General features: G+C 70.6%; 18 protein-coding genes. 5 read left to right on the top strand and 13 right to left on the bottom strand.

Annotation, left to right across the window (positions count from 1 at the left end; genetic code table 11):
* Positions 1 to 353: 353 nt before the first annotated feature.
* The gene (locus tag OG202_RS35935; protein ID WP_327727527.1) at positions 354 to 1,895 is read right to left on the bottom strand and encodes a DUF4192 domain-containing protein; all 1,542 of its coding nucleotides are present in this window, start codon (positions 1,893 to 1,895) and stop codon (positions 354 to 356) included.
* Positions 1,896 to 2,027: 132 nt separating this feature from the next.
* On the opposite strand from OG202_RS35935, the gene OG202_RS35930 reads away from it, so the two are divergent.
* Positions 2,028 to 4,208: a RecQ family ATP-dependent DNA helicase gene (locus OG202_RS35930; RefSeq protein WP_327727528.1), complete on the top strand. Its 2,181-nt coding sequence runs from the start codon at positions 2,028 to 2,030 to the stop codon at positions 4,206 to 4,208.
* Between the two features lie 256 nt (positions 4,209 to 4,464).
* Entirely contained in the window at positions 4,465 to 5,091 is a 627-nt protein-coding gene (locus OG202_RS35925) for a hypothetical protein (protein WP_326576306.1), read from the top strand.
* A 386-nt stretch (positions 5,092 to 5,477) separates the two neighbouring features.
* Here the strand turns inward: OG202_RS35925 and OG202_RS35920 are convergent, their stop codons facing one another.
* From OG202_RS35920 to OG202_RS35910, 3 genes are all read right to left on the bottom strand, one after another.
* Positions 5,478 to 6,083, bottom strand: coding sequence for a hypothetical protein (locus OG202_RS35920; RefSeq protein WP_326576308.1), 606 nt, complete (start codon positions 6,081 to 6,083; stop codon positions 5,478 to 5,480).
* A 68-nt stretch (positions 6,084 to 6,151) separates the two neighbouring features.
* Positions 6,152 to 6,853, bottom strand: a complete 702-nt coding sequence (locus OG202_RS35915) for a ribonuclease HII (protein ID WP_326576310.1) — start codon at positions 6,851 to 6,853, stop codon at positions 6,152 to 6,154.
* Positions 6,854 to 6,935: 82 nt separating this feature from the next.
* The gene (locus OG202_RS35910) at positions 6,936 to 7,559 is read right to left on the bottom strand and encodes a TetR/AcrR family transcriptional regulator (RefSeq protein ID WP_326576312.1); all 624 of its coding nucleotides are present in this window, start codon (positions 7,557 to 7,559) and stop codon (positions 6,936 to 6,938) included.
* A 171-nt stretch (positions 7,560 to 7,730) separates the two neighbouring features.
* On the opposite strand from OG202_RS35910, the gene OG202_RS35905 reads away from it, so the two are divergent.
* Positions 7,731 to 9,281, top strand: a complete 1,551-nt coding sequence (locus OG202_RS35905; RefSeq protein ID WP_328224167.1) for an MFS transporter — start codon at positions 7,731 to 7,733, stop codon at positions 9,279 to 9,281.
* 74 nt (positions 9,282 to 9,355) lie between these two features.
* Here OG202_RS35905 and OG202_RS35900 read toward each other — a convergent pair whose 3' ends face one another.
* The 4 genes from OG202_RS35900 to OG202_RS35885 all read right to left on the bottom strand — a co-directional run bounded on the left by OG202_RS35900 (position 9,356) and on the right by OG202_RS35885 (position 13,546).
* Positions 9,356 to 10,840: a DUF4153 domain-containing protein gene (locus OG202_RS35900; RefSeq protein ID WP_328224166.1), complete on the bottom strand. Its 1,485-nt coding sequence runs from the start codon at positions 10,838 to 10,840 to the stop codon at positions 9,356 to 9,358.
* 402 nt (positions 10,841 to 11,242) lie between these two features.
* Complete coding sequence (locus tag OG202_RS35895) at positions 11,243 to 12,145, bottom strand: ADP-ribosylglycohydrolase family protein (RefSeq protein ID WP_328224165.1); 903 nt, start codon at positions 12,143 to 12,145, stop codon at positions 11,243 to 11,245.
* A 12-nt stretch (positions 12,146 to 12,157) separates the two neighbouring features.
* Positions 12,158 to 12,817 (bottom strand): histidine phosphatase family protein, encoded by a 660-nt coding sequence (locus tag OG202_RS35890; RefSeq protein ID WP_326576318.1) that lies wholly within the window; start codon positions 12,815 to 12,817, stop codon positions 12,158 to 12,160.
* 123 nt (positions 12,818 to 12,940) lie between these two features.
* The gene (locus OG202_RS35885) at positions 12,941 to 13,546 is read right to left on the bottom strand and encodes a YdbC family protein (protein ID WP_326576320.1); all 606 of its coding nucleotides are present in this window, start codon (positions 13,544 to 13,546) and stop codon (positions 12,941 to 12,943) included.
* Between the two features lie 85 nt (positions 13,547 to 13,631).
* On the opposite strand from OG202_RS35885, the gene OG202_RS35880 reads away from it, so the two are divergent.
* On the top strand, positions 13,632 to 14,234 hold the full coding sequence (locus OG202_RS35880; protein ID WP_405960135.1) for a TerD family protein: 603 nt from the start codon (positions 13,632 to 13,634) through the stop codon (positions 14,232 to 14,234).
* A gap of 114 nt (positions 14,235 to 14,348) precedes the next feature.
* Here the strand turns inward: OG202_RS35880 and OG202_RS35875 are convergent, their stop codons facing one another.
* Both OG202_RS35875 and nrdR read right to left on the bottom strand, forming a co-directional pair.
* Positions 14,349 to 17,243, bottom strand: a complete 2,895-nt coding sequence (locus tag OG202_RS35875; RefSeq protein WP_326576324.1) for a vitamin B12-dependent ribonucleotide reductase — start codon at positions 17,241 to 17,243, stop codon at positions 14,349 to 14,351.
* A 159-nt stretch (positions 17,244 to 17,402) separates the two neighbouring features.
* A complete protein-coding gene (gene nrdR / locus OG202_RS35870) occupies positions 17,403 to 17,966 on the bottom strand; it encodes a transcriptional regulator NrdR (RefSeq protein WP_327727532.1) in 564 nt (187 codons plus the stop codon).
* 561 nt (positions 17,967 to 18,527) lie between these two features.
* On the opposite strand from nrdR, the gene lexA reads away from it, so the two are divergent.
* Complete coding sequence (gene lexA, locus OG202_RS35865; RefSeq protein WP_020114122.1) at positions 18,528 to 19,304, top strand: transcriptional repressor LexA; 777 nt, start codon at positions 18,528 to 18,530, stop codon at positions 19,302 to 19,304.
* 201 nt (positions 19,305 to 19,505) lie between these two features.
* On the opposite strand, the gene OG202_RS35860 is transcribed toward lexA, so the two are convergent.
* The 3 genes from OG202_RS35860 to OG202_RS35850 all read right to left on the bottom strand — a co-directional run bounded on the left by OG202_RS35860 (position 19,506) and on the right by OG202_RS35850 (position 24,590).
* The gene (locus tag OG202_RS35860; RefSeq protein ID WP_327727533.1) at positions 19,506 to 21,497 is read right to left on the bottom strand and encodes an ATP-dependent DNA helicase; all 1,992 of its coding nucleotides are present in this window, start codon (positions 21,495 to 21,497) and stop codon (positions 19,506 to 19,508) included.
* A 203-nt stretch (positions 21,498 to 21,700) separates the two neighbouring features.
* Positions 21,701 to 22,444: a GNAT family N-acetyltransferase gene (locus OG202_RS35855; protein ID WP_326576332.1), complete on the bottom strand. Its 744-nt coding sequence runs from the start codon at positions 22,442 to 22,444 to the stop codon at positions 21,701 to 21,703.
* A gap of 100 nt (positions 22,445 to 22,544) precedes the next feature.
* A complete protein-coding gene (locus tag OG202_RS35850) occupies positions 22,545 to 24,590 on the bottom strand; it encodes an IucA/IucC family protein (RefSeq protein ID WP_327732106.1) in 2,046 nt (681 codons plus the stop codon).
* Positions 24,591 to 25,203: the final 613 nt, after the last annotated feature.

The raw sequence follows: 25,203 nt of genomic DNA, 5'->3' as shown, positions 1-25,203 counted from the left end.
GGGGCGGCTTCTTCTGTCTTCGGCGCGTGTGGGGTGCGCTCGGCACCAGGTGGGGAGCCGGAGAGGGACGGGGTGACACGGCGGCGAGGTCAGGCCACGGGTACCGCCACACAGGTGAACGGAGCTGCTCCGCTCCGGGTCACGCCCCCGTCCCGGGAAGCCGACCGAATGGCGGCTTGGTGGTGCTGGTGGAGTGGCCGCGAAGCTGCGGGCGGCCGGGCGGGGCAGCGCGGTCATGTGCGCCCGGAGCCAGGGGGACGCGCTCAGCCGACCCCAGAAGGCGGGCAGTGCGCTCAGGAACGCTCCGATCCGGGGCGGCACAAGCATGCGGGACCCGAGCTGGACCTGCGCGCTCACGACTCCCCCTCTGTGGGCTGCCCTCCGCCACCGCGGCGGACCCGTGCCCGACCGCTCGCACCGTCGGCCGTACGTCCCGGCCGCCGACCGGCGGGCGGGTTGCCGTCGGTGGAGCGTGCGCGGCGGGCATGAGCAGCTCCCGGAGATCGCCGGGCGGGGCGAGCCTCGGGGCTTCCTTCCGAGCGTGGCCTGCGCCGGCGCCGGGTGCCGGCGGCGACGCAGGGCCGGTCCGTGGTCGACGTGGCATCGGGAGACTTGCCGGAGGGGCTCTTTTCGCTGCCGGCGTCTGCACCCGCCGTGGCCGCCGCCAAGTCGCGTCCCCTGCGCTCCGCACGCAGACAGCGGCGAATGGACTCGGGGTCGAGGCCCTCATTGCAGGCCTGGTGGAGGAGGCGGGCGAAGAGGTAGTCGGGGTCCGCGGCCAGGGCCATGGCCAGGGCTTCGCGGGCCTCCAGTTCGTCACCGGAGGACCAGGCGACCCAGCCGACGAGTGTGAGCGGGGCGGCGGCATGCTCACCGTAGGGGCCGACGCAGCGGCGGGCGAGGGCGCGCCAGAGGCGGAGGGCCGCGTCGGCTTCGTCGCCTTCCATCCACTCGGCGGCGCGGTCGCGGGTGGCGCGGTCCTGGAGCCCGAGAATCAGGGTGGCCGCGTCGTCGTGCCCGACGAGTTCGTCGTCACGGAGGTCCGCGTCCAGCGTGCCGGACACGGTCGGGGTGTCCGCCAGGCGGCCCATGAGGCGCTGGGCCACGGCGAGCGTCTCCTCCGCCACGTCCGCGCGGTTCTCCGCGTCCAGGATCCGCGGAACGAGGGCGGACTGCGCGGCGTCGAGCGCGGCCTCCTGTCGCAACGCGGCAGCGGTCTCCCACGGCAGGAGCCTGGCCCGCATCTCCTTCAGCGTGCCGCGCACCTGAAGGCCGGCGTAGGTCGCGGCGGCGGCCAGCACGGAGGTGCCCGGCAGCCCCATCTGCTCTCCCTCGGCCGAACAGCATCCGTTGCCGGGACAGCAGTAGGACCAGAAGCGGCCGTCGGAGATGCACAGGGCCTCCACCACCGGCACGTCCAGACTGCCGCAGGCCCTGCGCAGCAGCTGTGCGAGTGGCCGCAGGCGTTCCATGACCTCGCGTGGTGACTCACCGCTCGCCGGGTCCTGGCAGAGGAAGGCGACCATGCTCTCCGGTTTGACACCCCGACGCTCACTTCCGGTCACCAGTCCATGGGCCAGTTGTTGGGCGACGGACGGCCAGTCGTCCGTCTGGGCCGGGATGCCGAGCCGTGCCCGCCCGCCGAAACGTCCGCGGGCGTCCCGGTCATGCAGTGCGACGAGGACGATGCTGTCCTCGGGGCGGTATCCGAGCAGGTAGGGCAAGGCATCGGCGAGTTCGGCCGGTGTGCGGAGAGTGACCTGCTGTTCGTCGCGGGGGCCGGCGGTCGCGCCGTGCCCCAGGTAGGCGGAAGGCTCGCGGCTTCGCCCGCATCCGTTCTGCCCGCTGATGTCACTGTTGCCGGAGGTCCCGGACGCTTCGCTGTGATTCGTCATGCGGCGACCATCTCGCGGATCTTGAAATTCCGCTTTGCCCTGTGGATAAGTCCGACCATGACCACGTCAGAAGCTGTCCACAGTTCGCCCGCTCGTTCGCGCGATGTCCGAGGCATCGGGTTGCATGGGGCCATGAGCGACGAAGACCTGCCCACCATGGACCGCCAAGATCTGCGTACGGCCGCCGATGCCGTGCTCTCCCGCCTCGTCGGCGCCCCGGCGGGCGACGCGCGGCTGCGCGAGGACCAGTGGTACGCCATCGAGGCGCTGGTCGCTGAGAAGCGCAGAGCCCTGGTGGTGCAGCGCACGGGCTGGGGCAAGTCCGCGGTGTACTTCGTCGCGACCGCGCTGCTGCGCCGGCGGGGCGCGGGCCCCACCGTCATCGTCTCCCCGCTCCTGGCCCTCATGCGCAATCAGGTGGAAGCCGCCGCCCGCGCCGGAATCCGCGCGCGGACCATCAACTCCTCGAACACGGAGGAGTGGGACACGATCCGCCAGGAGGTCACCGCGGGTGCGGTCGACGTGCTCCTGGTCAGCCCCGAGCGGCTCAACAACCCGGACTTCCGCGACCAGGTCCTGCCCGAGCTGGCGGCGGCGACCGGTCTGCTCGTGGTCGACGAGGCGCACTGCATCTCGGACTGGGGTCACGACTTCCGCCCCGACTACCGCCGGCTGCGCACCATGCTGGCCGACCTGCCGCCCGGTGTCCCGGTGCTCGCCACGACCGCGACGGCCAACGCGCGCGTGACGGCCGATGTGGCCGAGCAGCTGGGCACCGGCGGCGGCACGGACGCGCTGGTCCTGCGTGGGCCCCTGGACCGGGAGAGCCTGAGCCTCGGTGTGCTCGAACTTCCGGACGCCGCCCACCGGATGGCCTGGCTCGCCGACCACCTGGACGAGCTGCCGGGCTCCGGGATCATCTACACGCTCACAGTGGCCGCCGCCGAGGAGGTCACCGCCTTCCTCCGCCAGTGCGGGCACACCGTGACGTCGTACACCGGAAAGACGGAGAACGCGGACCGGCAGCAGGCCGAGGAGGACCTGCTCGCCAACCGGGTCAAGGCCCTGGTCGCCACCTCCGCGCTGGGGATGGGCTTCGACAAGCCCGACCTGGGTTTCGTGGTGCACCTGGGCTCGCCGTCCTCTCCCATCGCCTACTACCAGCAGGTGGGCCGCGCGGGCCGTGGTGTCGAGCACGCCGAGGTGCTGCTCCTGCCCGGCAAGGAGGACCAGGCGATCTGGGAGTACTTCGCCTCGGTCGCCTTCCCTCCCGAGGAGCAGGTGCGCCGCACCCTGGACGTCCTCTCGCGCGCGGAGCGGCCGCTGTCCCTCCCCGCCCTCGAACCGCTGGTGGAGCTGCGCCGGTCCCGGCTGGAGACGATGCTGAAGGTCCTCGACGTGGACGGTGCGGTCCGACGCGTCCAGGGCGGCTGGGTCTCCACCGGCGCCCCCTGGACGTACGACACCGAGCGCTACGCCTGGGTCGCCAAGCAGCGCGCGGCCGAGCAACAGGCCATGCGCGACTACGTCGCGACGTCGGGTTGCCGCATGGAGTTCCTGCGGCGGCAGTTGGACGACGAGGAAGCCGTCCCGTGCGGGCGTTGCGACACCTGCACGAAGCCCAGGTTCCCGGAGTCCGTCTCCCCGGCGGCGCTGGACGCGGCGCGCGGCGAGTTGGGGCGCGCGGGTGTCGAGGTCGAGCCGCGCAAGATGTGGCCGACGGGGCTGCCGGCGGTCGGGGTCAATCTGAAGGGGCGCATTCCGGCCGGTGAACAGGCTTCTCCGGGGCGGGCGTTGGGACGGCTGTCGGACATCGGCTGGGGCAATCGGCTGCGGCCGATGCTGGCACCCCAGGCCCCGGACGGGCCGGTACCGGACGATGTGGCGAAGGCCGTGGTCGCCGTGCTGACGGACTGGGCGAAGGGTCCCGGTGGCTGGGCCTCCGGGCAGGCCGACGCCCAGCCCCGCCCGGTGGGTGTCGTCACCATGGCGTCCCGTTCCCGGCCGCAGTTGATCGGTTCCCTGGGCGCCCGGATCGCCGAGATCGGCCGTCTGCCCCTGCTGGGATCGGTGGCGTACACCGGCGCGGTCTCCCAGGTCACCCGGAGCAACAGCGCACAGCGACTCAAGGCGCTCGACGGAGCGCTGACCGTGGCCCCCGAACTGGCCGCCGCCCTCAACGATGCCGACGGGCCCGTGCTCCTCGTCGACGACGCCACCGAGACCGGCTGGACACTCGCGGTCGCCGCGCGCGTGCTCCGGCGCGCGGGCGCACAAGGGGTGTTGCCGCTCGTTCTCGCCGTCCGGGCGTGACCTGCCGTCAACCGGACGGCGGCCGGGTGCCGCCTGGGCGTTGCGGTCGAGTCCTCTGCGCAGGGATATAAGCGGTGGATCACCACAAAACTGTCAGTGGCCCCAATTGCTCGTTGCCGCAACCAAGTTCGCCAGGAAGAATTGGAGTCCGCTCCCCGCACGGCCCATCGTGAATCGGTAGGGCTTCTGCTGCGGCGTGCGCTCCCCCAAGTCCGACCCCCGCCCGCAGTGTGGGCGCGTAGCCGAAGGGAGGATCGTGACCTTCGGATTCGCTCCGTCCTCGGCGGCCTCCGTGTCGACCTCTGCCGACCTGTCCGCCGCTTCCGCCAACCGGATGCTCGAGCCCGCGGAATGGGCCGCCGCCGGGATTCCGCTGCTGCGCAATCCCCGAGAGGTCGTCAGCGGGCTGCACGCGCGGCATCAGCCCCGGCCCGCGACGGCGGTCATCGCCGTCCTGGATCCGGACGAACGGTTGAGGGCGAGCGCCTCGTTCATCCGCCGTTCGGCCCCGGCCGACGGCTGGATGTTCCGCAACGCACTCCTCGCCCAGCTGCGCCGGGTCATTCCGCACGACCTGCGTCGGCGCACTCCGGTGCGTACGGCTGTGCTGCTCTACTGCCGTGACGGCGACGCGCGTTGGACGGAGGAGGACGGAGCGTGGATGTGGGGGCTGCGGGACGCCTGCACGCTGCACGGGCTGCGCTGCGGGGCGTACATCACGCTGACACGTGACGGCTGGCAGGTCCTCGGCGAGGGCCGCGGCGGCCGCCGTCCCCACGCGGACTCACCGGCCGAGCCCTTTGCCACGGCCGTGGCCCCGCCGCCCATGCCACGGACCGGTGGCGTCGCTTCGGAGGTACTGCGCCGAGCCGCGGCGCGCTGAGCTCTCGGCTCCCGGCGCGGCGACGACGAACGCCCGCACCCGCGCACACCCAAGCCTGCGGGGGTGCGGCAAGGAGCCCGACCCCGAGCGCCACCCCTCAGCCAGCCCACGCAGCATCCGGCCCGCACCGCACCGCACCGCACCGCACCGCACCGCACCGCACCGCACCGCACCGCACCGCACCGCACCGCACCGCACCAAGAGTCATGCGGCACCCGTCGGCGAAACATCCCGCGACGCGCCACCGGACATGCCGAAACACCCCGCAGGCACGCCGAAGCGCCCCGTCGCGGGGTGTGGCCGCAGTGATGCCCTGATCGTTCTCCGGGCACGCACGGCTCCCCGGTGAGCCCTGACGGGCCGACCGGGACCAGGGCCGCAGTGGCTCAGACTCCGGCGCCCAGCACCGAGTTGATCGTCTGCGGGTCACCGCACACGATCAACAGGGCTGTGGCCCGGCCGAGGGCCTTGGGCAGCGCCTGAGCGGTGACGGAGTCGGTTCCGCCGTTGACGGCGACCACGACCACGGGACGCGGCGCGGCCCGGTCGGTGGCCGAGGCATCGGCGTAGAAGACGTCGTCGCCCGCGTCGTGCTGCGCCCAGTAGGCGGCCTCGCCGAAGGAGAGCTCGTGGTCGGCCCACGGATGCGACTCGCCGGTGGTGATCACCAGCACGTCGCCGGGGGCACGGCCCGACTCCAGCAGCAGGTCGACGGCTTCCTCGGCGGCGTCCAGCGCACCCTCGACCGAGGCCGGGATCAGCTGGATCTGCGGGGTGGCGGCAGGAGCGGACGGCGCGGGCTTGGCCGCGGCGTGCGCCGCGCGCTGGGCCGGCACCGGCCGGGCGGGACCCGGACGACCGGGCCGCGGCGGAGCCGCGGGTCGGGGACCGGGTACGGGACGGGGGGTCGGCGCGACCCGGCCGCTGGCCGGAGTGGCACGCGGGCCCTGGGCACTCTCGTGAATCTGAGGCTCCTCGGGAATGAGAGGCATGAGCTGATGTTTATCAAACGCCGGTGCGACTCGCCTCGGCGGGTGGCGCATGAGGGGGAACGGATCCGTCAGAAATCGAAGCCGAGCTGACCCTCGATCTCCGGAACGTTTCCGTTCGCCCAGTTGCGGGCCTTCTTGAGATGCCGCCACTGGGGCAGCGCATCAAGATACGCCCACGACAACCGGTGGTACGGGGTGGGGCCCCGCTCCGCCAGCGCGGCCTTGTGGACAGGCGACGGATACCCGGCGTTGGCCGCGAAACCGAAGTCTGCATGGTCGACACCCAGTTCGGCCATCATTTTGTCGCGCTGGACCTTGGCGATCACCGAGGCGGCCGCCACGGCGACACAGGACTGATCGCCCTTGATCACCGTACGGACCCGCCAGGGCGACCCCAGGTAGTCGTGCTTGCCGTCGAGGATGACCGCGTCGGGTCGCACCGGAAGCGCTTCCAGAGCCCGCACGGCGGCCAGCCGCAGCGCGGCCGTCATGCCCAGGTCGTCGATCTCCTCCGGAGAGGCGTGACCGAGGGCGTACGAGGTCACCCACGTCAGCAGTTCCTCGGAGAGCGACTCGCGTCGCTTGATCGTCAGGAGTTTGGAGTCGGTGAGGCCCTCGGGCGGTCGACGCAGTCCGGTGACCGCCGCGCAGACGGTGACGGGGCCGGCCCACGCTCCGCGGCCCACCTCGTCGACACCGGCAATGACCTTCGCTCCGGTCGTGGCACGCAGGGAGCGCTCGACGGTGTGAGTAGGTGGTTCGTACGGCATGGCGCCCTTAGCGTACGCCGCCCGCGCCCCCGCGCGACACCCAGGTTTCCCTGGGCGACCTCAGCCCCCTCGCCGGTACGGCTCAGGCGCCCCGCCGGCACAGCAGCGGCACCATCAACTGGTCGACCATCTCCTCGATATCGCGCTCGCCCCATTCGCTCCCGCACATCTTCGAGCGGTACATCATCATGGCCGGAATCGCGTCGAAGACATAGCCGTTGGCCGCGTCGGGTCGCACCTCACCCCGCCGAATTCCCCGCTCGACGATCTCCCGCAGGAGCTTGACCGTCGGCTCCACCACACCCCCGATGATCACGCCATGGAAGCGCTCGGCCTGGATGGTGTCGCATTCGTGAATCACCGAGCGCAGAGCGAACCCGGGGCGCGAGAACATCGCCTCGCGCGCCTGGCGGCACAGCTCCAGCAGATCCTCGCGCACGCTTCCGAGGTCGGGCACCTGCTCGAAGCGCGGCAGTCCGGCCTGGAGCGCGTCGGCCACGAGGTCCTCCTTGGAGGGCCAGCGGCGATAGACCGCCGCCTTGCCCGTCTGGGCGCCCGCGGCGACTCCCTCCATGGTGAGTCCGCTCCAGCCGACCGTGCTGAGCTGTTCGAGCGCGGCGTCGAGGATCGCACGCTCGAGCACGGCGCCACGCCGGCGCGGGGGGGCCGACCGGGCAGGAACGGCCGTCCAGCGCGAAGTGACCATCTGTGTTTCTCCGTTGAGCCGAGGGGTGGGGATGCGAGAAGCGGAAGCGGACGGACGACGCACACCACGGCGGCGACTTCGGTGAACGCTTGCGTTCACTAAGGGGGACTCACTACCGTGGACGCGTCAGTGAACGCGAGCGTTCACTAAGGCACTTGTGGGGGACCCATAGTGACAACCTCTCCGTTGATTCAGGATCAGAAGCCGGGAGCCGCCCGCCGGGAGGGGCGCCCCGGCATCGCTCTCACCGTCATCGCGGCCTGCCAACTCATGGTGGTACTCGATGCGACGATTGTGAACATCGCGCTCCCGCACATTCAAGACGCGCTCAAGTTCAGCACCACCGACCTGACATGGGTGGTCAGCGCCTACACGCTGACCTTCGGCGGTCTGCTGCTTCTGGGTGGCCGGGCCGGTGACATCCTGGGCCGCCGTCGTGTGTTCATGACCGGCATTCTCGTCTTCACGCTTGCCTCGCTGCTCGGCGGACTCGCCCAGGAGCCCTGGCAACTGCTGGCGGCACGCGCCCTCCAGGGCGTCGGCGGGGCGATCGCGTCGCCGACCTCACTGGCACTCATCACCACGACGTTCCCCGAAGGACCCGAGCGGAACCGGGCCTTCGGAGTCTTCGCCGCGGTCTCCGCCGGTGGCGGCGCCATCGGCCTGCTCGCCGGCGGCATGCTCACCGAGTGGCTCGACTGGCGGTGGGTGCTGTTCGTCAACGTGCCCATCGGCGTACTGATCGCCGTCCTCACCCCGATGTACATCAGCGAGTCCGAGCGGCATCCGGGGCGGTTCGACATCGCGGGCGCGCTCACCTCGACCGCCGGTATGGCCTCGCTGGTCTACGGATTCATCCGCGCGGCGGAGGAGGGCTGGCGTGACAGCCTGACCATCGGTTCCTTCGCGGCGGCGGCGGTCCTGCTGTTGCTGTTCGGCTTCATCGAGAGGCGGGCCAAGGAGCCCATCACCCCGCTGCGGATGTTCACCGACCGCAATCGCTCCGGCACGTACGTGATCATGCTGAGCCTCGCCGCGGCGATGTTCGGGATGTTCTTCTTCATCGTGATCTTCGTGCAGAACGTGCTGCGGTACACCCCGATCGAGGCCGGGCTGGCCTTCCTCCCGGTGACCGTCGCGATCGTCACGGGTGCCGGACTGTCCCAGCGGTTCCTGCCGGTGCTCGGGCCCAAGCCGTTCATGGTGGTCGGCTCGACGCTCGTCGTGCTCGGCCTGACCTGGCAGACCTTCATCAACCCCGACAGCTCCTACGTCGGCGGGGTGCTCGGCCCCATGGTGATGTTCGGCTTCGGCATGGGTCTGAACTTCGTGACCCTCACCCTGACCGCGGTCTCGGGGGTCGCCCCGCACGAGGCGGGCGCGGCCTCCGGTCTGCTCAACGTCACGCAGCAGGTGGGTGGTTCGCTCGGCCTGTCCATCCTCACCACGGTCTTCGGCACGGCCAGTCGTGACGAGGCGGGGAAGCAGGTGGAGCTCTTCATGGCGCAGGCGACGGACGAACAGAAGGCCGAGTTCGCCAAGACCCAGAAGCTGCCGGCCCCCTGGAGTCACGAAGTGCTCGCCCAGGGCATCTCGACGGCGTTCTTCCCGGCCGTCGCGATGGCCGTACTCGCCCTGGTCACCGCCATCTTCGTGATCAGGGTGCGCAAGAGCGACCTGGACGCCCTCTCCGGCACGGCCGGCCCAGCCGCCGGAGGCTGACAGAACACGGCGGACGGCTGGACCACGCCCACCGGACCGACGGGGAGGGCGTGGTCCGGCCGTCCTGCGCCTCGTCAGCGGTACAGCGTCTCCGTCCCCAACGCACTGCACTCCGCCCCGTCGGCCCTCGACGACACCGGTCGCTCCTCCAGGATGCGCCGGGCCTCGGCCTCGCCCCGGCTCGTGGCGTACCAGGGGATGCCGGCCCGGTCCTCCAGGTCCGCGTCGATGTCCCACAACGCGCACGACCGCATGGGCTCCTCCAGCCGGTCCAGGGCGGGCACCGCGTCGGCGGACAGCCCCTTCGCGTACTCGAGGTCGAAACGGCCCGTGGTCTCGTACCGCTCGACGTTGCGCTCGGCGATCAGCGCGTCCGGCGACGCCAGCCCGAACGCCAGCACCACGGCGACCGCACCGGCCGCGACGGCACGCGGCAGCCAGCGGGCGCCCCACACCCCGGCCGCCATGATGAGCACGATGACCAGGCCGAGCCAGAGCTCCATGGTCAGCACCGAGATCCTCAGTCGCGTCAGCCCATAGGCCTCCACGTACATGTCCATACGCCGCACAGCGGATGCCACGACAACGAGCGCCAGCGCGCACAGGGTTCCCAGCACACCGCGCACAAGCGTCCGGTCACTCGATCGAGTGCGCGGGGCCCAGCGCAGCGCGACCACGATGACCAGCAGGGTGAGCAGCGTGGCCATGAGCAGTTGCCAGAAGCCCTGGCGCGCGTACTCGGCGTACGTCTGGCCGGTCTCCTTCAGGACGGCGTCGTAGCCGCCGAAGAGCACGGCGAGCTGGACCGCGTTGAAGACGGCGAAGAGGGCGACGAGCCCGACCAGCGGCAGCGCCCACTCGACGCGGCCACGGGCGCGCCCCGCGGGCACCTGGACGCGGTCCCAGTGGGCGGGCGCGGCCGCCGTACGGGCCGCCGCGAGGGTCCCGAACAGACCCAGCGCGAGGAGCAGGACCCGCCAGGGCCCGTCGGACACGGAGATGTCGGGCACCAGAGCGCCGAGCAGATCCGCGAAGGCCGCGTCGGCCCCGGCGAACAGCGCGCCGAAGACGAAGAGCAGGAGGGCGGCCACGCCCAGCGCCCTCAGTACCGGCGCCAAGCGGCCCCGGTCACCGCCCATCCGCTCGCGCAGCCCCTGCCAGGCCCAGGCCGGGCCGGTGACCAGTGAGGTGAACACACCGATGGGGCCGAGCAGGACGGCGGGCCAGGTGCGTCCGCCGTGCAGAGCGAGCGAGCCCGCCGCGAGCGCGGTGACGACGGCGAGGAACGAAGGCCATTCGGCGGCGCGGAGCGCGGGAACGCTCAGCAGGGCGAGTCCGCCGACGCCCCAGACGAGGGCCCACGGGCGGGGACGCCGGCCCGCCCGCCGTCCGGCGACGTACACGGCGAGCGTCGCGGGCACGGCGACGACGAGGGCGTTGAACGCCAGCCCCTCGCCCAGCAGCACCATGCTGAGGACGCCGGCGGCCAGGGCGGCCCACAGGGTCGCGGTGCGGATCGGCGCGGGATCGCCAGGGCCGAAGTCGAGCAGCCCGGTCATCACGGGCGGCCCGCCCGGTATCGGTGCGGGTCCACCCGCCCTGCGCTCCGGTGCGGCGTCCGTGGGCGCTTTCGGCCCGGAAGCGCCCTTCTCGGTCACAGCGCGTGCCCTGGGCATCGCGCCTTCGGGCTCCGGTGTGGCTGGTGCTGATGGTGTCTCGGACATGGGACCCCCTCCCCCGACCGGCCCTCCCCGCCCACCGTACGCAGCGCGCGGCTGCGGCAGGAGGCTCCTGGCCGGTACCTCGTCGCCGCGTCTCGTCATGATCAACAGGCAGCGTGGCGGACAGGGTATGCCGCAGGAGAGCACCCGCGGCGGACCGAGGGGCGCACTGTGGCACTGCTGTGACAGTTGAGGCGATTGGGGTCGGTGGGGGCCGGGAACCATGTCCCCTTCGGCCGGCTATTCCACCCACAGCCAGGCCGGAAAGGCCTCGGTCTGCTCCGTCCACGCCTCGGGAGGCGCCCCGGCCTTCCCCGCGGCGACCACGCCGCCGACGATGGCGCAGGTCGTGTCGACGTCGCCGCCCACCTGTGCCGTCGTCCAGAAGCCCCGTTCGTAGTCACCAAGGGCGCGCGCCGCCGACCAGAGTGCGAACGGCACGGTGTCGTGCGCCGTCGTCCGCCGACCGCAGCCCAGTACGGCGGCGACGGTGTCCGCGTCGGCGTAGTCGAGCATGTCCCTGGCGCGCCGCAGCCCCGCGCCGACGGCGCTCTTCGGGACGAGCGCGATGACGCCGTCGAGCAACGCCCCGGCGCTCGGCGGTCCGGCCGGGTTGGCCGCCAGGGCGGCGGCAGCGGCGACGGCCATGGCACCGACGACTGCCTCGCGGTGCTGGTGCGTGGGGTAGGCCGAGATCTCCGCCTGGTGGGTCGCCTGCTCGGGGTCGTCCGCGTACCAGGCGCCCAGCGGCGCGATCCGCATGGCGGCTCCGTTGCCCCAGGATCCCTGGCCGTTGAAGAGCGCGGAGGCCAGCTCACGCCAGTCGCCGCCTTCCCGGACCAGGCGCAGCAGGCGGTTGACCGCGGGGCCGTACCCCCGGTCGAAGTCATGGTGCACGGCGAAGGAACGGGCGAGCTCGTCCTGGTCGATCCGGTGGTGGGCCGCGAGGACGGCCACGACGGAACAGGCCATCTCGGTGTCGTCGGTCCACTGCCAGGGGCCGGGCGGGATCTCGCGGCGCTTGAGCAGCGGGTAGTTCACGGGCACGAAGTACTGCGAGCCCAGCGCGTCCCCCACCGCCAGGCCGCGCAGGCTGGAAAGGGCACGCTCGAGGCGGCCGTCGAGAGAGGAGTCAGCGGTCATCGCCCTGCCACTCTAACTGGTGGCCCCGTACGATTCCGGGTCCCGCCAGCGATCGAACGGCCGGTCGAGCATGTACTTGTCGTCCTCTCCGAGAACGAGCATCCGCATCTCCGCGTTCCCGGGGTTCGACAGCGACTCGAACTCCGCCACCGTCCAGTGGAACCAGCGCATGCAGAACAGCCGCATGGCGAGCCCATGGGTGACCAGCAGGACGTTCGGCGGGTGGTCGGGGTCCTCGAAGCTGCGGAACAGGCTCTCCAGGAAACCGCCGACCCGGTCGTACACGTCGGCGCCGGACTCCCCTTGCGCGAAGCGGTAGAAGAAGTGCCCGTAAGCGTCCCGGTAGGCCTTCTGAAGTCGTACCTCGTCGGGGTCCTGCCAGTTGCCCCAGTCCTGCTCGCGCAGCCGCGGCTCCTCGCGCACCCGCACCTGTTCGGGGTCCAGGTGAAACGCCTGGAACGTCTCGTGCGTGCGGCGGTACGGGGAGACGTAGACGCTGACGCGCTCGCGGCCGAGGACGTCGCGGATGCGTTTGCCGGTCTCCTCCGCCTGCTGCCAGCCGAGGTCGGTGAGCGCGAGGGCGTGGTCGGGCTCGCGCTCGTACACGGTGTCATCAACATTGCCCGTTGACTCGCCGTGTCGGACAAGGATGATGCGCCGTGGTCGTGCCATGCCAAGACCCTAAAGGGGGCGACGGCGGATCGAGGCCTCGTCCGGGGGTCATACGGCGTAGGTCACACAAGTCCCGCACACCGAGCCCTTGGGTTGGAAATCCAAACCGACCGAGTTCGGATCTCACACCGTCCAGCTCGGTTCCAGTTCCACGATGTCGCCCGCCATGGCGGCGACGTCGGCCTCGGTCTGGGCACGCAGAGCGAGACGTTCGATGCGTTCGACACGGTATTTGCCGTGCTCGGCGGCCGACTGCCACATGGAGAGGATCATGAACTCGTGGCCCGGCGCCTCTCCGAACAGCCCCCGCACCATGCCGGGAGAACCGGCCATCGCGGGGTTCCAGACCTTCTCCTGCATCAGAGCGAAGTGCTCGGCGCGCTCCTCGTGGACTCGGCAGTGCGCCACCCGCACCAGATCGGCGTCCGTGAAGCGAGGCTCGAAGCCGGTCTTCACGTCGAAGCGGTGGTCGAAGAGCTTGACCTGCATGTCCTTGAACGTTCCCGACTGGGAAGCGGCGAGCCGGTCGTGGGAGCGGGCCATGAAGGAGTCGTAGAAGGCACGGCTCTCCCAGAAGGAGAAGATGTGCGTCACTCCGGGCCGCGCCCGGCTCCAACCCCCACCCTGTCCACGGAAACCCGGCTCCCCCAGAAGCCCCGCCCACTTTCGCTGCCCCCGCTCGAAACCGCGGCGGTCCACCACGGTGCAGCGAATCCACTTGACCAGCACCGCGCCATGGTAAGGCCACGGAACGTGGCGGCGGTCACTCTCCGGCCGGTTGCACCCGGGCGAGCGCCCGGGTGCGCGTGCAAGGATGGACAACTGGCCTGGATCACCAGGCAGTTCAGCTCGCACGCACAGGAGAACGGGGAGGAGAGTTCTGTTGAACGGCCTCAACAAGGGCATCCGCAAGGTCGAGGTGTCGGTGAAGTGGGACCCGAGCCCGGCCGGACAGCCGCCGACGGATCTCGACATCGTCGCGGCGACCTACCCGGCGGCCGATCCCAGCGGCAGTCCCGCCTACGTGGTGCATTTCGACAGCCGCTCGCCCGACGGCACCATCACCCTCAACCGCGACAGCAAGACCGGCCAGGGTTTCGGCTGGGACGAGATCATGACCGTGGAGCTGAACCGCCTCGACAGCCGGTACGGGCGGGTCGTCATCGGTGTCGCCATACAGCAGGGTTCCGGCGCGAAGACCTTCGGCAGCGTCCTCAATCCCGGCCTGCGCATCCGTGAGGACTACACCGTCCTGGCGGAGGACGGCTTCGGCACCGTCCTCGGCTCCTCCGCCGCGACCGTCGCCGAATTCGTGCGCGACGACACCGGCGAGTGGACCTTCCACCCCGGTATCACCGGCTACGACGAGGACCCGGCCACGTTCGCCCGCGTGATGGGCGGCCCCCGGGCGTCCTGAGCCACGGGGCTCCTCGCCGACGGCCTCACCCGAACGATCACGACCGGTGCGGGGAGCCGCGTTTCGCGACTCCCCGCACCGGTCGTTCATGTCACGCCCGAAAGGCGCCCGGGCTCAGCTGCAGCCGCTCGTCGAGCCGCAGCCCTCGCAGATGTAGCAGGAGCCGGCCCGCTGCATCTTCGTACCGCAGGAGAAGCACAGCGGGGCGTCGGCATGGATGCCCAGCTGCATCTCCACCAGTTCGGCGCTGGTGTGGGCCTGCTTCGGGGCGGGAACGGCCACCTCCGCTCCGGCCTTCGGGGTGGCGACGGCCTTCAGGTCCGTCTGCCGCGGGGCCGACTGCGCCAGACCCTCGACGTCGACGTCCTCCTCGGAGGGCTCGTACGAGCCGGTCTCCAGGTGGCGCTGACGCTCCTCGGCGGAGTGGATGCCGAGCGCGGAACGCGTCTCGAAGGGCAGGAAGTCGAGCGCCAGGCGGCGGAAGATGTAGTCGACGATCGACTGCGCCATCCGCACGTCCGGGTCGTCCGTCATGCCGGCCGGCTCGAAGCGCATGTTGGTGAACTTCGAGACGTACGTCTCCAGCGGAACGCCGTACTGGAGGCCGACGGAGACCGCGATGGAGAAGGCGTCCATCATGCCCGCGAGGGTCGACCCCTGCTTCGACATCTTCAGGAAGACCTCGCCGAGACCGTCGTCAGGGTAGGAGTTGGCGGTCATGTAGCCCTCGGCGCCGCCGACCGTGAAGGAGGTCGTGATGCCGGGACGGCCCTTCGGGAGGCGCTTGCGGACCGGGCGGTACTCGACGACCTTCTCGACCGCGGTACGGATCGTGTCCTCGGCCTTCTCGGTGATCTCGGCCTTCTCCGAGTCCTTGGTCTTCGCGGAGAGCGGCTGGCCGACCTTGCAGTTGTCGCGGTAGATCGCGAGCGCCTTGACGCCGAGCTTCCAGGCCTCGAAGTAGATCTCCTCGACCTCCTCGACGGTCGCCGTCTCCGGCATGTTGACCGTCTTGGAGATGGCGCCGGAGATCCAGGGCTGGATCGCGGCCATCATGCGGACGTGGCCCATCGGGGAGATGGCGCGCTCGCCCATGGCGCAGTCGAAGACCTCGTAGTGCTCCGGCTTGAGGCTCGGGGCGTCGATCACGTTGCCGTTGTCGGCGATGTGGGCGACGATCGCCTCGATCTGCTCCTCCTGGTAGCCCAGGCGGCGAAGGGCCTGCGGGACCGTGCCGTTGACGATCTGCATCGAGCCGCCGCCGACCAGCTTCTTGAACTTGACCAGCGCCAGGTCCGGCTCGACACCGGTGGTGTCGCAGGACATGGCCAGGCCGATGGTGCCGGTCGGGGCGAGCACGGACGCCTGCGAGTTGCGGAAGCCGTTCTTCTCGCCGAGGCGGAGCACGTCCTGCCAGGCCTCGGTGGCGGCGGCCCACACCGGCGTGTCCAGGTCGTCCATGCGGACGGCCGTGCCGTTGGCGTCGGAGTGCTGCTTCATGACGCGGTTGTGGGCGTCGGCGTTGCGGGCGTAGCCGTCGTAGGGGCCGACGACCGCGGCCAGTTCCGCGGAGCGCTTGTACGCCGTGCCGGTCATCAGGGAGGTGATGGAGCCGGCGAGGGAGCGGCCGCCGTCCGAGTCGTACGCGTGACCGGTCGCCATCAGCAGGGCGCCGAGGTTGGCGTAACCGATGCCGAGCTGACGGAAGGCGCGGGTGTTCTCACCGATCTTCTGGGTCGGGAAGTCGGCGAAGCAGATGGAGATGTCCATCGCGGTGATGACGAGCTCGACGACCTTGGCGAAGCGCTCGACGTCGAAGGACTGGTTGCCCTTGCTGTCGTCCTTGAGGAACTTCATCAGGTTCAGCGAGGCGAGGTTGCAGGACGTGTTGTCCAGGTGCATGTACTCGCTGCACGGGTTGGACGCGGTGATCCGGCCGGACTCGGGGCAGGTGTGCCAGTTGTTGATCACACCGTCGTACTGGATGCCCGGGTCGGCACAAGCCCACGCGGCCTCGGCGAGCTTGCGGAACAGCGCCTTGGCGTCGACCTTCTCGATGATCTCGCCGGTCATGCGGGCACGGAGGCCGAACTCGGTGCCGTTCTCCACGGCGGTCATGAACTCGTCGTTCACGCGGACCGAGTTGTTGGCGTTCTGGTACTGGACGGACGTGATGTCGTCGCCGCCCAGGTCCATGTCGAAGCCCGCGTCGCGCAGGGCACGGATCTTCTCCTCTTCCTTCACCTTGGTGGCGATGAAGTCCTCGACGTCCGGGTGGTCCACGTCGAGAACGACCATCTTGGCGGCGCGACGGGTGGCACCGCCCGACTTGATCGTTCCTGCGGAGGCGTCGGCGCCGCGCATGAAGGAGACGGGACCGGAGGCGTTGCCGCCGGAGGAGAGCAGCTCCTTGGAGGAGCGGATACGGGAGAGGTTCAGGCCGGCGCCGGAGCCGCCCTTGAAGATCATGCCCTCTTCCTTGTACCAGTCGAGGATCGACTCCATGGAGTCGTCGACGGCCAGGATGAAGCAGGCGGACACCTGCTGGGGCTGCGGGGTGCCGACGTTGAACCAGACAGGGCTGTTGAAGCTGAAGATCTGGTGCAGGAGGGCATACGCCAGTTCGTGCTCGAAGATCTCGGCGTCGGCGGGCGAGGCGAAGTACTTGTAGTCCTCGCCGGCCTTCCTATATGTCTTCACGATGCGGTCGATGAGCTGCCTCAGGCTCACCTCGCGCTGCGGGGTGCCGACGGCACCACGGAAGTACTTGCTGGTGACGATGTTGACCGCGTTCACCGACCAGAACTCGGGGAACTCGACGCCACGCTGCTCGAAGTTGACCGAGCCGTCGCGCCAGTTGGTCATGACGACGTCACGGCGCGCCCACTCCACCTCGTCGTACGGATGCACGCCGGGGGTCGTGTGGATGCGCTCGATACGCAGGCCCTTGCTCGCCTTGGTGCCCTTGGCGCGGGAACTCCGTGCCGGGCCGCTCGCCGTCTCTGTCATGCCGCCTCCCTGTACGGGCGAAAACGCCCTGAAGTGCCACGTTGTTCCTGTGACACGGTGTTCTGTCTGGTGCCGCGACCCGGCTGACACAGCCGTTCGCGGCAGGTCTGGATCGCCGCCGATCGTCCGGACCCACGGGTCCGGCGGTGCGGCCCGCCGTCAGTCGGCGGTGCCGGCGGGCACGGGGACTTGGGCAGTCCCTCCGGACCCGCGGTCGCTCTCCGGGCGCCCCTCGACCGCGATCTCGACGTCCTCGTCGTTCGCGTCGGGGCGCTTGTCCTGCTCTTCCCTCAGTTGCGCGATGGCGGCCTCGAAGTCCTCCAGCGAGTCGAACGCCCGGTAGACCGAGGCGAACCGCAAGTAGGCGACGAGGTCGAGTTCCTGCAGCGGGCCGAGTATGGCCAGACCCACGTCGTGGGTGGTCAGTTCGGCGCTACCGGTCGCGCGCACCGCCTCCTCGACCCGTTGGCCGAGCTGGGCGAGCGCGTCCTCGGTGACAGGCCTTCCCTGGCATGCCTTGCGGACGCCGTTGATGACCTTGGTACGACTGAAGGGCTCGGTCACGCCGGACCTCTTGACCACCATCAGTGAGCACGTCTCCACCGTCGTGAAACGACGGGAGCAGTCGGGACACTGGCGGCGCCTGCGGATCGACGTGCCGTCGTCCGTCGTACGACTGTCGACGACGCGGCTGTCGGGGTGCCTGCAGAAGGGACAGTGCATAACTCCAACCCTCCTCACAGCACGACTCAATAGCCCCCACGGGCTCTTGGGCCCCGCGGAAGCAGCCCCAAGCATAGGGGATGACCAAGGACGCCAGGACCCGGGGGACCACAACTTCTGGGCTGTTGCTGCAATCCAAGCACTAGATGTAGGGCTTGGCACGTAAATCCACCCACGGCTCGCGTGTCGCCCGCGTATGGGCACGTGTCGACCGTGGACACTGTCGCGGAGCGCAGCCGTACCGTCGCGGAGCGGACGGAATCGCACGGTGGGACACCACAGAAATACGGCGGGGCGCCACAGAAAAGGGGTCGGTATCCGATCGACGGAGTACCGGGTGGCAGACTGGGGCACCGCGGCGACGGCGGCCCACAAGGCCCTTCGTCCCGGCGGTGAAGAGTACGGCAATCAATGCTTTTGTCCGTGGGAGCCGCAAGCCCTACACCCAGACACATGGTCACGTCCGGTAATCCAGACTTTTTCACTCGAACGTGTGTTTGGCGCAACCTTTCGAAAGCAACTACCGTTGTGCTGCACGGGAGACCATCGAGAGGGGCCGACGTGACCACCACCGCTGACAGTGCCACCATCACTGCCCAGGACCGCTCCCAGAGCCGACTCGAGCCGGTGCATGCGATGAACGAAGCCACGAACCATGAAGGGCCCAAGCGAGCCTTGCCCGGCCGACCTCCAGGCATCAGGGCTGACAGCTCCGGGCTCACCGACCGGCAGCGCCGGGTCATCGAGGTGATCAGGGACTCGGTGCAGCGGCGCGGATACCCGCCGTCGATGCGGGAGATCGGCCAGGCGGTCGGCCTGTCCAGCACGTCCTCCGTGGCACACCAGCTGATGGCACTGGAGCGCAAGGGCTTCTTGCGGCGCGACCCGCACCGCCCGCGTGCGTACGAGGTCCGCGGCTCCGACCAGTCCTCGGCACAGCCGACGGACACGGCGGGCAAGCCGGCCGCTTCGTACGTGCCGCTCGTCGGCCGGATCGCCGCCGGTGGCCCGATCCTGGCCGAGGAGTCCGTGGAGGACGTGTTCCCGCTTCCCCGCCAGTTGGTGGGCGACGGCGAGCTCTTCGTCCTTAAGGTCGTCGGTGACTCCATGATCGAGGCCGCGATCTGTGACGGTGACTGGGTGACGGTCCGCCGTCAGCCCGTCGCCGAGAACGGCGACATCGTGGCCGCGATGCTGGACGGCGAGGCCACGGTCAAGCGCTTCAAGCGCGAGGACGGCCACGTCTGGCTGCTCCCGCACAACGCCGCCTACGAGCCCATCCCGGGTGACGACGCGACCATCCTCGGCAAGGTGGTGGCCGTGCTGCGCCGCGTGTGACACCCAGCGGCGGACGGTCGCCCGTGCCGTCCCCGCCCCTGATCCGGGCCCCGGAATCCACTGCGCCGGTTCCGGGGCCCTGGCCTGTCCAGGGCCCGCCGAAGAACCACGGTCCGGGCCCTGTGCCTGTGCCTGTGCCTGTGCGCAGAACGGCCGGTGGCCTGTCCCATGGACGATCGGGACAGGCCACCGGCCGTTTTTTCACGCCTGCGCCTTCTCCGCCTCTTCCCTGTCCTTCGCCGCACTGTCGATCGATGCGAGCGACTTGCGGACCTGGTTACGGTCCGTCGTGTACCAGAAGTCGGGCAGTGACGCCTTCAGGTAGCTGCCGTACCGCGCGGTCGCCAGCCGCTGGTCCAGCACGGCGACCACACCACGATCGCCCTGCGCCCGTACGAGACGGCCGGCGCCCTGGGCCATCAGGAGGGCCGCGTGGGTGGCGGCGACAGCCATGAAGCCGTTGCCCCCCGCCTCCTCGACGGCCTTCTGGCGGGCGCTCATCAAGGGGTCGTCGGGACGCGGGAACGGGATCTTGTCCATGACGACCAGCTGACAGCTGGGGCCGGGCACGTCCACGCCCTGCCAGAGCGAGAGCGTGCCGAACAGACACGTCTCCGGGTCGGCCGCGAAGCCCTTGATCAGCTCGCCCAGTGTCTCTTCGCCCTGGAGCAGGATCGGGTACTCGGGGATACGGACGCGCAGCTCCTCCGCCGCCAGCTGGGCGGCCCGCATCGACGAGAACAGACCGAGTGTCCGGCCGCCCGCCGCCTGGATCAGCTCCGTGAGCTCGTCCAGCATGTCCGCCCGGTCGCCGTCCCGCGCGGGACGCGCCAGATGCTTGGCGACGTAGAGGATGCCCTGCCTCGGGTAGTCGAACGGCGATCCGACGTCCACGCCCTTCCACTGCGGAAGGTCCTCCCCCTGCGTGCCCTCCGGCGCCAGGCCCAGTGACGCGCCTACGCCGTTGAAGTCGCCGCCCAGCTTGAGCGTGGCCGAGGTCAGGGTGACGGAACGGTCCGCGAAGAGCTTCTCCCGGAGGAGGCCCGAGACGGACATGGGGGCGACCCGCAGGGACGCGCCGAAGCGGTCATGGCGTTCGTACCAGACGACGTCCCACTCGGAGCCGTTGCTGATCCGCTCCGCCACGTCGTGCACACTCTCCACGGCCGCCAGCGCCTGCTTGCGGACGGCGTCCTCGTCCTGGACGGACTTGTCGCGGGTGCTGCCGAGCGCCGAGATCACCGCACGGGCGGCATCGCGCAACGCCATGAGGACGTACGCCAGGTCCTCGGGGACCTCCTCCAGACGGCCCGGCAGAGCCAGCTCCATGACCCGCTCGAACCCCTCGGCGGCGGTCTGCAGCTGGTCGGCGACCTTCTCGTTCACGAGCTTCGCCGCCCGCTTCACCGCGCGGTTGACCTGGCCCGGGGTGAGCTCGCCGGTCGCCACGCCCGTCACCCGTGAGACGAGTTCGTGCGCCTCGTCCACGATCAGCACCTCGTGCGGGGGCAGCACCGGCGCGCCCTCGATGGCGTCGATCGCGAGCAGCGCGTGGTTGGTCACGACGACCTCGGAGAGCTTGGCCCGCTCCCGGGCCATCTCGGCGAAGCACTCCGCGCCGTACGCGCACTTGGAGGCTCCCAGGCACTCCCGGGACGACACGGAGATCTGGGCCCAGGCGCGGTCGGACACGCCGGGGGTGAGGTCGTCCCGGTCGCCGGTCTCGGTCTCCTGCGACCAGTCCCGCAACCGCAGCAGGTCCTGGCCCAGCTTGCTGGAGGGTGCGGCCGCCTCGAACTGGTCGAAGAGGCCCTCCTCCTCGTCCTGCGGCACGCCTTCGTTCAGACGGTGCAGGCACAGGTAGTTCGACCGGCCCTTGAGCATCGCGAACTCGGGGCGGCGGCGCAGCAGCGGATGCAACGCGTCGACCGTTCTCGGCAGGTCCCGCTCCACGAGCTGGCGCTGCAGTGCCAGGGTCGCCGTCGCCACGACGACGCGCTCCCCCTGGGCGAGCGCGGGCACCAGGTAACCGAGCGACTTTCCGGTGCCGGTGCCTGCCTGGACCAGCAGATGGGAGCCGTCGTCGATCGCCTCCGCGACGGCTTCGGCCATGGTCACCTGGCCGGGGCGCTCCATGCCGCCGACAGCGGTGACGGCGGCGTGCAGGAGTTCGTGGAGTGAGGGCTTCGTCATAGCGCGACCACCCTACGGGTCACCACTGACAAACGGGTGATCAAGGCGGAGGCATGGGGCGTGAGGGGCGGGATCAAGACCGGGTTCTCTTCGACGGGAAGGGCCGATTCTCGGCACCGGAAATCGAGTCGATTGGACCGGGAACCGCATCGGCGCGGGCGGTGTACCAGATATGACGGCGTCACAGCGGATCCACATCGGATCTACATCAGATCGCGCAGAAGCCGGTCTCGGACCATGAGGGCTGCCCGCTTGTCGGGCAGGTCGACCTCGGCGGAGAACCGGAAGCCTGCGCTCAGGAAGGCGGAGACGGAGGGGAAGTTGCGAAGGTCTGGTTCCGCGACGACGCGGGCACAGGAGGGTCGTCTGTCGAGGACGAGATCGGCGACGGCGCGCAGCAGGATGGAACCGAGACCCCGCCCCCGGTCGGCCACGGGACCGATGAGGAGATGGATCCCGGTGTCGTGCGGGCGGGCGGGGTAGTGGCGGGCGAGGGGGTCGAGGTCCGCGCGGTAGATCTCCCAGTAGCTCATCGGGGTGCCGTTCAGCATCCCGAGGCAGGGCATGCTGCGGCCGTCTCCGCCGAGCTGGTTCCGGAGGTGGTTCGCGGTCACGTCCTCGGGTCCGGCGAGCTGCCAGTAGGAGTCCACGGCCGAGTCGTTCATCCAGCGGGAGACCAGCGGGAGCTCCCGTTCGAGGCGGACCGGGACGAGATGCAGGGTGCCTGCCGGGGTGACGACCGGCCCCCAGTCGGCGAGGTGGTCGAGCAGCTCGCCGTTGGCCGGGGGCGCCTCCCGTCCCGCCTCGGTCCTGCCGCCGCACGAGTCCCCGTCCTCGGACAGGAGAGCGAGGAAGTCGTCGGTCAGTCGCAGTTCGAGCGTGTCCTCACTGCTCGAGGCCGAGGCGGTGTCGGTGCTTGCTTGGGTGCTCGCGTCGGTGGGAGGCACGGCGACGCTCCTCTCAGGAGATCGGGTGGGTCATGTTCCTCGGGGCTGAAGGGAGGCGGAGTACGGAGACGGGTGAGCTGAACAGGGGCGAAGGGGCCGGTCAGCGATGGAGGGGGTTGGCGATGGTGACGTAGACGGACTGGGTGTCGACGGGGCCGACGAGTTCGTCGAGGCCGTGGAGGCGGGTCAGGAGGTTGGCCTTGCAGCGCAGGACGGGTGAGTCGAGCAGCCGGGCCGGCAGGGTTGTGTTCAGCCGGGCAGGGCCGGTGGCCACATCCGCGAGGAAGCGGCGGAAGGCGGCGAGCAGGAGCCGCTCGTCGGCGAGGCGCTGGGAGCCGAACGCGCCGATGAGGCCCAGCACGTTGTTGATCCCGAGGTAGTAGGCGAACCGCTCGTCGGTGACCTCGTCGGAGACGAACGTGTCACTGTGTGCGCCGATGCCGGGCAGCCGGGCTTCGAGGTCCGCGCGACGGGACTCGCGGAAGTAGTAGCCCTGGTTGTCGCGGTACCGGCCGCCGATGGGCCAGCCGTGGGGATCCAGTAGGACGAGCGTGTTCTGCTGGTGCGCTTCGAGAGCGATCCCGGCCTCGCTGTCCAGCCACAGCACGGGCCGCACGACCTGCTCCAGATAGCGCAGGAACCACTCGATGGCGACGGTGCCTCGGGGACGCCCGGTGCGGTCGGCGAGGCGGGTGACGACGTCGGCAAGCCGTGACCGCATGGTGTGGCGCTCATCGGTACGGGTGTCGCGGCCCTGCCGAAGGGGGCCGCCGGGCCGCTCCGGCTCCTGGTCCTCGTGGCAGCTCTGCGGCTCGCCGGGGCCCACGGCGAAGCGATCCGTCCGTCGCCCGCCCTGGTCGTACGGCCTCGGCGAGACGAGTCCGGCGACGCAGGCCGCGTCGTCCGCCGGGCGGAACGGGTTGTGCCGGATGACCACGTCCAGCCCGGGCAGGGGGGCACCGTCCGGTGCGGTGACCGCCAGCCAGGCCGGGTCTCGGACGATGTCGAACCCGGGGTGGGCCGCCTGCCACCGCGCGGCCAGGCCGGTGCGCAACAGGCGGTGGACCTCGACACCGCGGTGGAGTTCCTTGCGGAGGTTCTCACGACGGGAGTTGGTGATGCGCAGGCCCAGCGAGAGCTTCAGCATCGCGGGGGCGCCGGTGCGGTGAACGGTGCGGACGGAGGAGGTGGGGTGCCACGGGTCGCCGTGCGGACCCAGGTCCCGAAGCAGCCCGGCGTCGAGCAGGGCGGCGACGGCCGGACGGTGGCGGACCTCGCGGAGCTGCCAGGGGTGCAGGGGCAGGGCGGCGTAGCCGTGGGGCAGCGGCAGCGCCGGGCCGGCCAGCCGTGCGGTCAGCTGGTCGGCGGGGACGACACGACCGCGCTCGGTCCATGCCGAGTCGGTCGACAGGACGGAGGGTGCGATCGCCATCCAGTGCAAGGGGAAGGAGCCACGCGACTCAGGTGAGTAGAGCCGTGCTTCGGCCTCGGAGAGCCCATCCCGGCTCTTCGGGGTGGGGTGCAGGGGGTGGCCGAGGACGAGAGCCTGCTCGGCGGCGAGGAAGCGGTCCGGATGGTCGGCGGGATCGGCTCGGCGCTCGGCGATGAACACGGCGACGCGGCGGGCGGAGTCGGCGACTCTGCCGATCAGGTCGGGCTGGTCGGGCTGGTCGGGGCAGCCGAGTTGGTCAGGCCGGTCTGGTTGACCTGGTTGACCTGGTTGATCGAGTGGGGCGAGTCGTCGGAGCAGGCCGGGGCGGCCGAGTGCGTCGAGCGGATCGGGGTGATCCGGCCTGCCCGTGGTGGGGGACGCGGGGGTGTGCGCTGTCGTGGGTCGGGGCTCTTGGGTGCCTGTCCCGCGTGGGCCTCGCGCGGCAGCCTCCCTGGCCAGCAGGGTCGCCACTGTGACCGCGTCGACAGGGGGTGCCGTCTCGGGGATGCCGACGAGGTGCGGGAGGCCGAAGCGGTGCCAGCCGGTGAGGGACCAGTAGTGCACCGGGGTGAGGAGTGTCGAGCCGGTGGTGGGGAGGGGGATGTGGAGGGTGCCCTCGTGGGGGGAGGTGAGGTTGTGTTCGCGTACCCAGCAGCGCAACAGGTTCTCGACCGCTGCCGCCTGGGCCGCGGTGTGCGGGTCGGGGTGGTGCAGGACGTCGGCGGCGGGACCGGACGGAGGCTCGGTGGGCCGGGTTCCGACGGCGGCGGGACCGGACGAAGACGCGGTGGCCCAGGTTCCGACGGCGGCGGAGACGGGCGAAGACGCGGCGGTCCGGGTCCGGTCGGCGGCTCGGCTTGGGGCCGGTGGGACGCTCTCTCGACGTGCCTCGGTCGGATGGTGAGCGGTCGCGGCTTGGCGAGGGACCGGCACGGCAGGGGCCGGAACCTGCGCGGGGTGACCGGATCCGGATCCCGGCTCGGGCTGGCTGGGCCCTCGCTGGAGCGGATCGGCCCCTCGCCTGGCCTGACTCCCTTGTGGCTCGGCCTCACCTGGGCACCTGTAAGCCTGGCTGAACCCCGGCTCGGCCCGGCCGGAGCCCCGCTCCGGCCGGCAGGGGTCCTGCTCCGGGTGGCAGGGGTCCTGCTCCGGCCGGCAGGGGTCCTGCTCCGGCCGGCAGGGGTCCTGCTCCGGGTGGCCGGGTCCCTGCTCAGCCTGGCAGGGCTGTGGCTCGGCCAGGCGAGGGGACGGCTCTGCGGTCGGCGGCCTCGGGGTCTCGGGGGTGTGGGTTTCCGGGGCGGGGTCGTGGATGCGGGCCTCGGGGGCG

Source organism: Streptomyces sp. NBC_00310 (assembly GCF_036208085.1).
GTDB lineage: Bacteria > Actinomycetota > Actinomycetes > Streptomycetales > Streptomycetaceae > Streptomyces.
This window is presented reverse-complemented; position numbering and strand designations above follow the sequence as displayed.

Excerpts from the sequence above, each read along its gene's own strand:
- OG202_RS35900 (WP_328224166.1), bottom strand. The coding sequence starts at position 10,840 with ATGACCGGGCTGCTCGACTTCGGCCCTGGCGATCCCGCGCCGATCCGC.
- OG202_RS35930 (WP_327727528.1), top strand. The coding sequence starts at position 2,028 with ATGAGCGACGAAGACCTGCCCACCATGGACCGCCAAGATCTGCGTACG.
- OG202_RS35910 (WP_326576312.1), bottom strand. The coding sequence starts at position 7,559 with ATGGTCACTTCGCGCTGGACGGCCGTTCCTGCCCGGTCGGCCCCCCCG.
- OG202_RS35875 (WP_326576324.1), bottom strand. The coding sequence starts at position 17,243 with ATGACAGAGACGGCGAGCGGCCCGGCACGGAGTTCCCGCGCCAAGGGC.
- OG202_RS35860 (WP_327727533.1), bottom strand. The coding sequence starts at position 21,497 with ATGACGAAGCCCTCACTCCACGAACTCCTGCACGCCGCCGTCACCGCT.
- nrdR (WP_327727532.1), bottom strand. The coding sequence starts at position 17,966 with ATGCACTGTCCCTTCTGCAGGCACCCCGACAGCCGCGTCGTCGACAGT.
- OG202_RS35890 (WP_326576318.1), bottom strand. The coding sequence starts at position 12,817 with ATGGCACGACCACGGCGCATCATCCTTGTCCGACACGGCGAGTCAACG.
- OG202_RS35880 (WP_405960135.1), top strand. The coding sequence starts at position 13,632 with ATGGACAACTGGCCTGGATCACCAGGCAGTTCAGCTCGCACGCACAGG.
- OG202_RS35895 (WP_328224165.1), bottom strand. The coding sequence starts at position 12,145 with ATGACCGCTGACTCCTCTCTCGACGGCCGCCTCGAGCGTGCCCTTTCC.
- OG202_RS35920 (WP_326576308.1), bottom strand. The coding sequence starts at position 6,083 with ATGCCTCTCATTCCCGAGGAGCCTCAGATTCACGAGAGTGCCCAGGGC.
- OG202_RS35915 (WP_326576310.1), bottom strand. The coding sequence starts at position 6,853 with ATGCCGTACGAACCACCTACTCACACCGTCGAGCGCTCCCTGCGTGCC.
- OG202_RS35935 (WP_327727527.1), bottom strand. The coding sequence starts at position 1,895 with ATGACGAATCACAGCGAAGCGTCCGGGACCTCCGGCAACAGTGACATC.